Consider the following 12,192-nt stretch of genomic DNA (forward strand, 5'->3'; position numbering starts at 1 on the left):
GAAAGGTTTCCTTTTTTAGCCAGTATTCTTTTTTACTACCCTCTCAAGAGAAGCAGATTCTACAGCTGAGAAACAGCTTCTCTTGTCGACCAAGTTGCACTGCTAAAAGCACGGAAATTAGTAATGGCTGCATAAAAGTCTTGTTCACCTGTGGCTGCTGTTGCATCATAAACAACTGCTGTTTTAAAGCCATTTTCGACTAAATCTCTCATATGGGATTCTACACATATATTGGATAGAACTCCAGCTAAAATCACTTGTTCTTTTCGATGCTGCCGTAATTGGTATAATAAATCATTGGACTGAGGACTGGCAATTTTGTGTGCCGTTGCAATTACTGTTTCGGGATTTAGGATATAGGGAGCGAGGGAAGGAACCCAATCTGCACCTGCTGTTGGTGGAGAATACGCATTTTGTTTTTGAAAAACCTTCAGCTTTAATAACATATTTTGTTCATTTCCTGTTAAATTCCATGCATAATCATGTGGGAAAATGTAATGGGGGGAAATAAATAATTGATAGCCTTTCGTTAGTGCTGTACGCATAAGCAGCTCAAGGTTTTTTACCGTATCGTATTGCTCGATAGCTGTTTTTGTTAAATGATATCCTCTCCCTCCAAAAGACAGAAAATCATTTTGTGGGTCGGTTATAACGATTGCTGTGGTAGCAGGGGTGGGCTTAAACATCTATATTCCTCCTAATAATCACTAGATTTTGTATTTCTCACCTGGGAAAAACACTAAGATTATTTGCGAAATAATCTCCAGAAATAATGAGAGAATCAGAGTAATCTCCTTCCTGGTAATATATATTTCTTTGCAGAAAAAGATATGATTTTAGAGAAAAATCTAATTTGGTCCCTTCTATATTATGTATATTCAAAGGGAATTAGGAATAAAAAATGTTATTTTTCTATATCCAAATATACAAATAGTGCATAAGATAAAGAGGATGGACAACCAATATTTTTGCCAGCTAGGAACACAAAAGCTCTGCTCATTTCATCCTGAGTAGAGCGATTTTTATAAACAAGAGGGCAAGACAACCTAATAATCAATTCGTTTCTGGTTGATGTGGATGGATATTTTATCTTGTGAGGGGTTCTCTTTTTTGGGTCTTTCTTGCTTCGGTGCTAATGGTGGGTGTACCTGGTTTGAATCAGGCGGACCAATGACAACCGATTCTTTCAGCGTTGAAAACGCATTGGCAACTTTCTCTGAATCTATGCCGTAAGCAACTTCAAAAACTTTTGGAGGCGTTAAGCGCAAGGTATCAGAGCCTTCCGCACTTTCAAATTGGTCATTATTAAAAAAGAGATGCAGGTGTAATTTTTCTGAGACTGGCTGAATCCAATGCCACCATGCCATTGGAATAAACACAACATTACCAGGCCTTGCATGGTAATTATGGAGCTTCTTTGTATCTGGATCTACGATGGAAATCATAGCTTCCCCTGATACAATAACATCTAATTCCCAAGCATTTGGATGCCAATGGGGTTCTCTCATATGTCCTTTTGTTAAAAATAAATCGACAAATGCCCCGCCAATCATCGCTGGTAGCTGAGTAGAGGTCACTTTAAAAGCGATATTTTCTGGATTTCTTTCGAAAAATACATTATCACGCGTATTATAAATAAGATTCGGAGTTCCACTTGATTGATGAATATTGGTGTTATCAGGAATATAGCCTGACTTTGACATGCAAATTCCTCCAATACATAAATTTTACACAAGAAAAGGGATAGTATCCTATTTTTATATGCTTGATAAATCATACTTGTGATAAATCTAGAGGGGAGAAAAGGGGATATAAAAGAAAAACGGGAGAGGCTATAAGCTTCTTCCCATTGTTTTAGCAAAGTTATTAATTATTTAAATCAGCAAGGAAGAGAAGCTTTAGCACCAACAATATAATGATGGGGATTTGCACCAGCTTTTATCACATCATCTAAAGGAGCTCCGTAGCTTGCTAGATTACCTGGCATGCTTTCGCCTGAGTCGTTCAGCAGCTGATTGATGGTGGTTTGAACGAGCTTGATATGGCTAAGCTCTTCCAAAAAAACACCGCGAATTAAATCACGATATTGCTTTGCCTTTCCACGGAAGTTCGCACTTTGAAAAGAGAACTGCATCATTGTTCTCTTTTCTCCCAATTGCCCTCCTAACGCTTCTTGCAACACTTTTGCTGCATTCGGGATCTGGTTTATCAGGGACAATCATATTGATTAAATCTTCTCTATAAAAATACATAAATCATCGAACTCCTTTAGTTAAAATCACACTACCCTTTTATCCTTCCAAAAGAGGAAGGGGATATACATGAACCAGATTTTTTGATGGGAAAAGATAGTTGTTTTTTGTAGAATGAAGGTACAACTATTTTTGTGGAGGGAAAAAGTATGAACAGGGTAGTCATCATGACAGTTGGCATGACTCATAGCGGAAAAACGACATTTGCAAAAGCGCTCGAAAGCAGGCTTGGCAATGCGCTTGTTGTCGACCAAGATAACCATAGCGAATTTTTGCAGAGGTATTATGAAAAACTGGTTCCAAAGGGTGGAACCAATCATATAAAGCATGCACTGACAAAAATGATTGTTGATTATGCCGTGCATCACTCGGATTGTCATCTTATTTTGAGTAATGCTAATCGTAATCAGGAAAGTCGCAAGGAATTGCTTTCCTACTATAAAAAACATGATTTTACTACTGTCCTTGTCCATTTTGATCTTCCGATAAGCCTATTAAAAGAGCGGATTGCTAAAAACAACCGAGATACACTTCGTTTAAGAACTGCTTTCTCTTATGATGAGGTGCTTGCTCGTCAAGACAAGCAAACAGGTATGGAGGCACTTGATCCAATTGCTGGAGAAGCAGATTATTTATTCACGGTTAAGGAAGAAGAGAATGTGTTAGCTGTTATGGAAATGATTTGTAAGCTTACATAACATTTCAGCATTCCTGAAAGTGATTACAAATAATAGGAAGATTAATAGTATTGTATTGCCAGACATATCTTGATTATGGTAGTAGTTGATGGATAACGAAGAAGGGTAGTTGCATATAGTATTTTCGTTTCCTTTTTCATGGAATTGTAAAAGAGTATGGATAAGGGATAAAGCAATGTTTTCCTACTTGGAGGATTGCATTGCTTTTTTTGCTTGATGAGGGAGTTTTTTGTTGCTTCATAAAGATTCTTACTGATTAACCAGCATTTTCCTTAAATAAATAGTAACATAATAGCTTTTCCGTATTTGCCTTTAATGTCGCATTAGAATAACGACGGACTTCGTGATAGTTGGCCACATAATAATGATATTCGGTAAAGCTTTTATCTGTAGTTCCCTTTACCAGTTTCATTTTATTTTTATACATGTTCTCCTTGAATCCTTTTAAATCGGCTTGGACTTTTAACATTGTATTTTCTATAAGGTTTATATAGACTTGGTTTAGCTTAAAGGGAGTTGTTTTTGCTTGCTGGTAATCTCTTTCTAAAACAGCTAGTAAGAGGGGCAAATAAATGAGATGCTCCAGTATTTTTGTTTCTTCCTTTGATAGTCTATTCATGATGTTTTCCTCTAAATTATCGGCGTTCCACATCGATTAACAGATGAAACGGAATGTAGTGAATGGTATTGTTTTCGTCCTCGATTCGAATCTCTTTTTTTTTGTAGTCAATAAAAACCGTTCTTCCAATCAGTGTTTCGGCAAAGCCCTGTTTAAATAATGAAAATTGCAGGAATAAATGGTATTCCATTCCCTCGTGAATCAGTAAATCGATATCATTTAGCTTTTCTTGATCTAATTCTGGTTTTTTCCCTTTCTTCTCATTTAATAGCTCTTCTTTCACAGCAGCAACATGTTCTGGCAGCATCATCGCCACCCATTTTTTTGTTCCACGGTCTTTAATCATGAAAAAACACACTCCTTCTATATAATATATAATAACAGAACACTTGTTCTTTTTAAAGGTTTTTAAGAACGTTTGTTCGTTTGTAGTATATGCCAAATGAATAAATTTATCCCACTTTCTCTTGCTTAAGGAGAATTAACTGTCCGTAACAGAAAGGGAGTTTTGAAACCAACGGGGCATAAATTTCGTATAGAAAAGACGGAAAACTAAAACGAATGATTAGGGGATGATTACATGTATGAATATCAATTTGTGTCTATACCAGTTGGGGGATTTAGTGGAAAACCAAAAAAGATTATCAAGCAATTGTACATGAGTATGCAAAAAAGGGATGGAGGCTTCATAGTATCCTAACTCCGCCTTTTGGAAATGGTGGAATGGCTTTAACGATGGAATTAGTTTTTGAAAAAGAACAAAAAGAAGGGGAGAGCTTAATCTCACCCTTGGATTGAATTAGCAGATAGAGATAGAGACATAGCTAGCGCTCTTATTTAATCGGTCTTTCTAGTGTTAATAGCTCGTCTTCAAGAGCGTTAGATCTTTCTTCGACTATTTTTCTTGCGTCCTTAACCCCGGCATTATAAAAATGGGGAGCAAGGGATTTCTTCACAAAGTCTAACACTCTTTCGGCAGCGAATTCGGAGATTTCTTCCTCTCTTTCTTCAGAAAAGAAGGATTGAATATCTGCAATCATGTCATCTTGTTGTTTTTTTGTCAGTTTATAAAACAATAGTATCCCATCCTTTTTGTTTATGTCTAACAGTATTGGAGCAACTAATCTAGGGCTTTTTCAAAGCATATAGCTTCTGGCATATGCTCATATTTCCCGTAATTCGCTATTTTGCTATAGCCATTTTTCTGGTAGAATGCTACTGCATTTCTGTTTTTTAATCTTGTTTCCAACCAGATTTTTTGGTAGCCCGCATTTTTAGCCGATACTTCTAAATGCTGAAGGAGTGTTTTGCCAATTTGTTGACCAGGGTATTTCGCATACATTCGTTTCATTTCTGCAATTTGTGGAGTAAGTGGGCGAAAGGCACCACAACCAACTGGCATCCCTTTTTTATAAGCAATAACGAATTTCGCGTTTGGTTTTGTTAGATTTTCTAGCTGGATAGAGCTTTGCCCGCTACTTCCTGTAATAGATACAAGGGATTGTGATAATTCCTCCATCAACATTTTTGCATCTTTTGAAAAAGGGCTGACTTCGATGATTTTCATCTCATTCATTCCTCCAAGCAAATCAGCTTTGATTTTTTCCCCATTCTTCACGTAACAGTCCATAGATAACATGGTCCACATAATGATCATAAAGCCATTCTGCTTGTCTAATCGTACCTTCTTCTGTAAACCTTAGTCTTTCTGGCAATGCTCTACTTTTCTTGTTTTCGGTTGCTGCCGCAATTTCAATCCGATTAAGATTTAATTCTGTGAAGCCATATGTAATGAATGCTTCGCAAGATTTTGTCATAATTCCGTTTCCTTGATATTCTTCTCCTAACCAATAGCCGATTGTCCCAATTCTGCTTGTACGGTTAATCTCATTGTAGCCAATCGTTCCAGCAATTTTTCCTTTATAAAGGATAGCAACGGATTTTGGATAGCCGCCTGTTTCAACTATTCCTTGCAATCTTCCACGAATATTCTCTTTCGTATCTTCTACTGTGTTCGTATAATCAAGCCAGCCGAGCCATTCTTTTAAATAGGCTTTATTTTTCATCGTTAATTGAAAAAATTCTTCCGCATCATCTAAGCGAAACACTCTTAATGCTAAATTCTCATCGATTGTATGCTGAAACATCGTATCCCTCCAGTTAAATTATGTATGTTTACCTCATTGTAAGGGAAAGGAGCGTGAAGTTCATTACTTTTTTTCAGTAGCACACAATAGTTGTAATTCGAGACATCCCCTGTTTTAATAGAGAAGAAGTACCTAGTTTGATTTTTTGCTTTTGATTAAGGGGGAAATACAATAGTGGAGATAGGAATAAGTACATTTGTGGAAACAACACCAGACCCTCATTCAGGGAAGGTCGTTAGTCATGCAGAACGAATTCGCCAAGTTGTAGAGGAAATAATTTTAGCAGATAAAGTGGGATTAGATGTCTTTGGAGTAGGGGAGCATCATCGAAAGGATTACGCGGCATCAGCACCTGCGCTGATTTTAGCAGCGGCAGCTACACAAACAAGCCGGATCCGCTTAACAAGTGCAGTTAGCGTTCTTTCCTCTGATGATCCAGTTCGAGTATTTCAAGATTTTGCAACATTGGACGGACTCTCAAATGGACGTGCCGAAATTATGGCAGGTCGCGGCTCCTTTATCGAATCATTTCCGCTCTTTGGCTATGATTTAAATGATTATAATGAATTATTTGATGAAAAATTAGATTTGCTTTTAAAATTACAAGCATCTGAAAAAGTGACATGGAGTGGAAAGCATCGTCCAAGTATTAATAATCTTGGGGTTTATCCTCGGCCAGTGCAAGATCCATTGCCGATTTGGATTGGAAGCGGGGGAAACAGTGAGTCGGTTGTACGTGCCGGTATCCTTGGTTTACCACTAGTGCTAGCGATTATTGGAGGAAATCCAGCGCAGTTTGCGCCACTTGTTGATCTTTATTACCGTGCAGTAGAGCATGCCGGTCATGATCCGAAGAAGTTAACAGTTGCTTCTCATTCCCATGGATTCGTTGGAGAAGATACAGAAAGTGCAGCAGATGCATTCTTCCCATCCACACAATATGCCATGAATGTTCTTGGTAAAGAAAGAGGATGGGGAGCCTATACAAGAGAAACTTTTGATGCAGCGCGGAGTGAAAACGGAGCACTGTATGTAGGAGATCCGCGCACAGTTGCGGATAAAATCATCGCTCTTCGCAAAAATGTAGGAGTTACTCGTTTTATGCTTCACGTTCCAGTTGGCACTATGCCGCATGATCAAGTGCTTAGAGCAATTGAATTGCTTGGAACAGAAGTAGCGCCAATTGTCCGCAAAGAAATTGCTGAATGGGAAAAGAAAAACTAAAGAAGAAAAGGAATGCTTGTTACTAAGGGCATTCCTTTTTTGTGTGCCGGGCATGTTCACTAGCTTGGTGGTGAAAGTCCACTATGGGCGTTGGGATATGCGAACCATTAGTCGAAGGCAAGGGTGTCCGTGGTGACGCGGAATCTGAAGGAAGCCCTAGACAAATCCTCGGTCTGAGGTACACGAATCACATTTGAGGTTTCCATTTCAGGATGAGTTTGCAAAACAAAACAAAGTCCAAAATATCCACAGATGAAATGGGAATAAATGTGGCAGATATATGAGGAGAAAGCGAGTGAACTTACCCCGGGAGATCTCTTGAAAACCCTACTAGGAACCTATCTAGCGATAGATAGCTGAATCAAGAGAAGTCAGCAGAAGTCATAGTATCAAATTTTCGAATTTGAGAAGGACGGAACGAAAGGAGAGACCGTGTTAGAGTTATTTATAAGGAAACAAGGAAACAGCCAACATAATGACTATATGGGAAAGAAGGCTCGGAAAGCTGGTGAGTTCCATATAGAGTGTAGTTATCCTTATGCAATCTCCAAAACACGGAAACAATATGAAATCAAATTCAGATATAAGTTTAATGGAAAAAATAGTAGAACTAGATAATCTAAATAAAGCTTTCAAGAAGGTCAAAAGTAACAAAGGAGCAGCAGGAGTCGATGCGAAAGATGTAGAAGCTACTCACCTTCACTTGAAAGAAGAAGGTCAAAAGATTATCGGACTTATGAAGGAAGGAAAATATAAACCGCAAGCAGTAAGAAGGGTTGATATTCCCAAACCAAATGGAGGGAAACGGAAGCTAGGAATCCCTACAGTGACAGACAGAGTAATCCAACAAGCCCTTGTACAGAAGCTTACCCCTATTTTTGAAAGACAGTTTAGTCCTTATAGTTACGGATTTAGACCAAATAAAAGTGCTCATCAAGCGATAGAACAAGCAAGGCAATTTATCGAAGATGGATACAACTTCGTAGTAGACATAGACCTAGAGAAATTTTTCGACCGAGTTAACCATGATAAACTCATGTCTCTAATAGCTAAGACCATAACAGACAAACCTACCTTGAAATTAATCAGAAGATATCTTCAAGCAGGAGTTATGGAGAACGGACTAGTTAAACCGAATACAGAAGGGACACCTCAAGGAGGCCCGCTAAGTCCGTTACTAAGCAATATCATGCTTAATGAACTAGATAAAGAACTGGAAAAGCGAGGACACAAATTCGTGAGATACGCAGATGACTGCAACATCTTTGTCAAAAGTATGAAATCAGGAGAACGAGTAAAAGAAGGTATTACTCAATTCATCGAAAGAAAATTAAAACTGAAGGTGAATGAGGAGAAAAGCGCTGTGGGAAAGCCGATAGCACGGATATTTTTAGGGGTAAGTTTTTACCAGAATAGAAGCAAGACTAGAGTATTCGTGCCAAAAGAGAGAAAGAAAAGGTTTGAAGAAAAACTAAAGAAACTAACGAACCGAAACTGGGGAGTAAGTATGGAATTACGTATCGCGAAAATAAACCAACTAATACAAGGCTGGGGAAACTACTTTAAAATTGCGGACATCAAGAAATATGCCCGTGAAACAGACAGTCATATTAGGAGAAGATTAAGAGCTTGTAGATGGAAAGAGTGGAAAAAGGTCAAAACGAAATACAAAAACCTGAGAAAGCTTGGAATATCCATCGATGAAGCAAGAAGAAACGCCAACTCCCGAAAGGGATATTGGCGCCTATCATACAATCCTATCTTACATCTTGCCCTAAATAATCAATATTGGCAAGAGCGAGGTTTAAAATCCTTAATGAAGGTGATTTCATAAACTTTCGAACCGCCGTATACCGAACGGTACGTACGGTGGTGTGAGAGGTCGGCACGGTAACGTGCCTCCTACTCGATTGTTATATATTTATCCGTTACTTTGTAGAGTGTGGAAAAAGGTAACAGAGGAGCGTTCTCAGAGCCCAAATAGCCGGTGGGAGAGGAGAAAAGTAACAGAGAAGGCGTCTCTGAACCTCAAGAGCCGACAAAAAAGAAAAAAGGTAACGGAAGAGTCCGTCCCTATTAACCCAGGAACATCCCATAAGGAACAGACCAGAAGCAGACAAAATAAAAATCCATCATTAATTAATGATGGACTGGCAGTAAGGACAGGTGATATCAGGTAGCTGCTTAAATTCAATTCGTTTAAAGTCTGATTTTTTAAAGGTAGAATACGATTTGTATTTCGAACCACACATACAATAATTCTTGTCCTTTACAACATGTCTAACACACGGTTTTTCAGTTACTACGGTTGGATAAAACATAACATTCCTCTTTTCTAATTTTATAAGGCAAATTAGACAGGAAGATTTTTCAACAAGATATATGTATAATCTTGGCAACCCGGCTACCATAGCAATTGCTTTAGGCCCGTGGCTTTGCGTCTTTTACTTTCGTAAAATTTGCCCAAATTTAATTTTACCATGTTATTCGGTTAATTCAAGGTATAAAGTCGTATTTTTTTTTGATTTATAAAAAAACATGAGTTTATAGTCCTATTTGTTATTTAGAGGAATGTTGTCAATAGGAATAAGGGGTGTTTTGGTCGGTATATAGAATAAAACGGTTTCATCACTTAAACCAAACTGTAAGAAGAAAGAAAAGGTGGAGACTCTAAAGGAGTATTTGTTCTTATAATCCAAAGGCAAAACAATAATCATTCCATCGTCGAAAGGGATTTCTTCTCCAGTTTGGTTACTAGCTTATAATATTTTATTAAAATAAATAGTAAAATTGGATTAATGCAGAAGGAGTAGGAAAGCTTCCACCAGCCATAATGAAAATATCCCCATGGTGATGGGAATAAAGTGATCCATTCATACCCTACAATGATAAGATTCCACATGAAAATAAATAAAATTTTATTTAGAATCTTTTTCTTCATCGGATAAAGATTTAGGAAAATAATATTTACAGGCGGTACCAATAATAAAATGTGGATAATTGATTCCCAATCCACCTCTGATTTACTGAAGTACCAGTAGGCATGGTATCCTACATCTATATATAAATCAAACAGCTGTTGAAAGGCGATAGTGAATATCCATATATGTAAAACTTGATTGAGCGTTAATTTTTTATTCGTTATATAGGCAACAAAATTAAAGATAAAGACAGAGAGTAATAATCCAATCATAATAATCTCCTTAAGTAATCAGATAGTTATACTATTTACTTATTAAGATTAGAATATCCAACGTCCGGATTTTTACATCTCTTCTGTTTCTTCTTCAAATATATCTCGCAGCATTTTCTCCCGATATTGCAAAAAGTATTTGGTAATTTGATAATGCTCTGTGTTTTCGTATTCGATTTCCTCCATTTGGTCTCCATCAAAGCTAAGAATCGTCGCATTTGGATAGCCTAATAAAATCGGAGAATGAGTCGCAATAATAAATTGGCATTCTTCGGTCTCTGCTAAATCATGGAGGATGCGGAGAAAGCTTAATTGCCGCTGTGGCGATAATGCAGCTTCCGGCTCATCTAATAAATAAATCGCTTCTCCCCTGAAGCGATGGAGAAATAGAGAGAGGAAGGATTCGCCATGGGACTGCTGTAATAATGATTTTCCACCATAGCTCGCATACTTTTTTTCACTTTCCAATTGATCAATATGTGTAGCAAATTCATAAAAGGATTCCGCCCGCAGAAAAAATCCATTCGTAAGCTTAGTAGGAGACCATGATAACTGTAGATATTCTCCCAAATCGGACTGAGAGGAATGAACATCATAGCTGTTATTTCTGCCACCGCCTGCTGTGTTAAATTGGCATTGATAGGCAATAGCCTCAAGCAAGGTAGACTTTCCAGAGCCATTTTCTCCAACAAAAAACGTTACATTCTTTTTAAAATCAAGGGAGCTGAAATGACGGAGTGCAGGGATCGTAAAAGGATAAGTATTTTTGGAAGGGACATTTTCCTCTTTTAATCGAATTCGTTTTAACATCAATCCACCTCATTTTCTTATTTTTTATGTCCGCCAAGTAAATTAGCGCGCTTTAGGGCCGTACCCCCAGAGGTGTAGGAAACAGCACGTAAGATGGCGGTCGAGCCATAGCGATTTCGAATCGTATCGACAACATACCCAAGCTTCCTTTTTTTCCAGCCGCCTGTGTCAAATAAATCTAATTGCATTTCATAATCATTCTCTAATTTTGTAATAGAAACAGAAATTTGTCTAACAGTTTGTCCCCGGTAGTTTTCGTGAAATAATTCAAGGCAGACCTGATAAATAATCATGGTTACATTCGTTGGATTTTCAATTGTTCGCGATCGTTGGAAACCGCCGCCAAATTCATCTTTGCTGTAAGAAATCCCTAAGGTGATCGTTCGCCCTGCATGATGATTGCTTCGTGCTCTTTTTGCTACATCCTCACACATTTCAAGGAGAACGGATTTAATTTCGTGGATTTCTTTATAATCTCGCAGCAATATCTGGCTTTTCCCGTAGCTTATTTGTCCTTGCATAATGGGTGCACCAATTTCCGATAAATCAATTCCCCAAGCATGGTGATAAAGCTGATTGCCCAAAATCCCAAATTTCTTCTCAAGCAACGTTAAATCATAGCGTGCTAATTGACCAATAGAAAATATCCCCATATTGTTTAACGTTTTTTCTGTTCGTTTCCCGATTCCCCACATCTCGCATAAAGGGGAAATAGGCCATAATTTATGCGGAATGTCCTCATAAGACCATCTGCTTATTCCTCCATCTACCTTTTTCGCTTCTAAATCAAGGCAAAGCTTTGCCATGAGCATATTGGGCCCGATGCCAATTGTCGAAGGCAGCCCAAACTCGCGCATAATATCGCCTTTAATTTTCTGCGCTATTTCCATTGGTGTGCCAAAGCTTTTTTCCAGTCCGCTTACATCGAGAAAGCCTTCATCGACAGAATAGGTATGGACAGCAGAGGGGGGCACATATCGGAAAAATAATTTCGTTATCTCGGTCGATACTCGAATGAATAGTCCCATTTTCGGATTTCGCACGATAATTCTTGGATCATCTGGTATTTCAAAAAGTCTAGAGCCTGTTTTTATGCGAAAGTCTTTCTTCATAGCAGGAGATGCCGCTAAGACGACACTGCCTTTTTGGTCGGTATTGCCGACAACAACAAGATGGCAGGTGAGGGGATCTAATCCTTCTGTGACAGCAATAATGCTCGCATAAAAGCTTTTCATATCTACGCAAAGAA

14 protein-coding genes, 1 pseudogene and 1 riboswitch are annotated in these 12,192 nt (G+C 38.1%); of the genes and pseudogenes, 4 read left to right on the forward strand and 11 right to left on the reverse strand.

Annotation, left to right across the window (positions count from 1 at the left end):
- Nucleotides 1-59: 59 nt before the first annotated feature.
- From AB3U99_RS10570 to AB3U99_RS10580, 3 genes and pseudogenes are all read right to left on the reverse strand, one after another.
- A complete protein-coding gene (locus AB3U99_RS10570) occupies nt 60-686 on the reverse strand; it encodes an isochorismatase family cysteine hydrolase (protein ID WP_400247411.1) in 627 nt (208 codons plus the stop codon).
- Nucleotides 687-1,046: 360 nt separating this feature from the next.
- On the reverse strand, nt 1,047-1,703 hold the full coding sequence (locus AB3U99_RS10575) for a cupin domain-containing protein (RefSeq protein WP_400247412.1): 657 nt from the start codon (nt 1,701-1,703) through the stop codon (nt 1,047-1,049).
- Between the two features lie 182 nt (nt 1,704-1,885).
- A pseudogene (locus AB3U99_RS10580) lies at nt 1,886-2,252 on the reverse strand (manganese catalase family protein); the annotation flags it as partial.
- A gap of 149 nt (nt 2,253-2,401) precedes the next feature.
- Between AB3U99_RS10580 and AB3U99_RS10585 the strand changes: the two are divergent.
- Nucleotides 2,402-2,950 carry an ATP-binding protein gene (locus AB3U99_RS10585; protein WP_400247414.1) on the forward strand — a complete coding sequence of 183 codons (549 nt, stop codon included), beginning with the start codon at nt 2,402-2,404 and terminating at the stop codon, nt 2,948-2,950.
- Nucleotides 2,951-3,206: 256 nt separating this feature from the next.
- Here the strand turns inward: AB3U99_RS10585 and AB3U99_RS10590 are convergent, their stop codons facing one another.
- The gene (locus AB3U99_RS10590; RefSeq protein WP_400247416.1) at nt 3,207-3,569 is read right to left on the reverse strand and encodes a hypothetical protein; all 363 of its coding nucleotides are present in this window, start codon (nt 3,567-3,569) and stop codon (nt 3,207-3,209) included.
- Between the two features lie 16 nt (nt 3,570-3,585).
- Nucleotides 3,586-3,915, reverse strand: a complete 330-nt coding sequence (locus AB3U99_RS10595) for a YolD-like family protein (protein ID WP_400247418.1) — start codon at nt 3,913-3,915, stop codon at nt 3,586-3,588.
- A 347-nt stretch (nt 3,916-4,262) separates the two neighbouring features.
- Here AB3U99_RS10595 and AB3U99_RS10600 point away from each other — a divergent pair, with 347 nt between their 5' ends.
- Nucleotides 4,263-4,367, forward strand: coding sequence for a hypothetical protein (locus AB3U99_RS10600; RefSeq protein WP_400248028.1), 105 nt, complete (start codon nt 4,263-4,265; stop codon nt 4,365-4,367).
- Nucleotides 4,368-4,402: 35 nt separating this feature from the next.
- Here the strand turns inward: AB3U99_RS10600 and AB3U99_RS10605 are convergent, their stop codons facing one another.
- From AB3U99_RS10605 to AB3U99_RS10615, 3 genes are read right to left on the reverse strand one after another with little or no spacing between them, the layout of a single operon-like run.
- Complete coding sequence (locus AB3U99_RS10605; RefSeq protein ID WP_400247420.1) at nt 4,403-4,645, reverse strand: DUF2164 family protein; 243 nt, start codon at nt 4,643-4,645, stop codon at nt 4,403-4,405.
- Nucleotides 4,646-4,689: 44 nt separating this feature from the next.
- A complete protein-coding gene (locus tag AB3U99_RS10610; RefSeq protein WP_400247422.1) occupies nt 4,690-5,136 on the reverse strand; it encodes a GNAT family N-acetyltransferase in 447 nt (148 codons plus the stop codon).
- 22 nt (nt 5,137-5,158) lie between these two features.
- Nucleotides 5,159-5,716 (reverse strand): GNAT family N-acetyltransferase, encoded by a 558-nt coding sequence (locus AB3U99_RS10615; protein WP_400247425.1) that lies wholly within the window; start codon nt 5,714-5,716, stop codon nt 5,159-5,161.
- A gap of 174 nt (nt 5,717-5,890) precedes the next feature.
- On the opposite strand from AB3U99_RS10615, the gene AB3U99_RS10620 reads away from it, so the two are divergent.
- Nucleotides 5,891-6,940 (forward strand): LLM class flavin-dependent oxidoreductase, encoded by a 1,050-nt coding sequence (locus tag AB3U99_RS10620; RefSeq protein WP_400247428.1) that lies wholly within the window; start codon nt 5,891-5,893, stop codon nt 6,938-6,940.
- A gap of 538 nt (nt 6,941-7,478) precedes the next feature.
- On the forward strand, nt 7,479-8,774 hold the full coding sequence (gene ltrA, locus AB3U99_RS10625; RefSeq protein ID WP_400243428.1) for a group II intron reverse transcriptase/maturase: 1,296 nt from the start codon (nt 7,479-7,481) through the stop codon (nt 8,772-8,774).
- Nucleotides 8,775-9,331: 557 nt separating this feature from the next.
- A riboswitch (cyclic di-GMP riboswitch) is annotated at nt 9,332-9,414 on the reverse strand.
- Nucleotides 9,415-9,653: 239 nt separating this feature from the next.
- On the opposite strand, the gene AB3U99_RS10630 is transcribed toward ltrA, so the two are convergent.
- From AB3U99_RS10630 to AB3U99_RS10640, 3 genes are all read right to left on the reverse strand, one after another.
- Entirely contained in the window at nt 9,654-10,133 is a 480-nt protein-coding gene (locus AB3U99_RS10630) for a hypothetical protein (RefSeq protein WP_400247430.1), read from the reverse strand.
- 72 nt (nt 10,134-10,205) lie between these two features.
- Entirely contained in the window at nt 10,206-10,946 is a 741-nt protein-coding gene (locus tag AB3U99_RS10635) for an AAA family ATPase (RefSeq protein ID WP_400247432.1), read from the reverse strand.
- Between the two features lie 14 nt (nt 10,947-10,960).
- On the reverse strand, nt 10,961-12,178 hold the full coding sequence (locus AB3U99_RS10640) for a DNA polymerase thumb domain-containing protein (RefSeq protein ID WP_400248029.1): 1,218 nt from the start codon (nt 12,176-12,178) through the stop codon (nt 10,961-10,963).
- Nucleotides 12,179-12,192: the final 14 nt, after the last annotated feature.

This window comes from Niallia tiangongensis, assembly GCF_044704065.1.
Lineage (GTDB): Bacteria > Bacillota > Bacilli > Bacillales > Cytobacillaceae > Niallia > Niallia tiangongensis.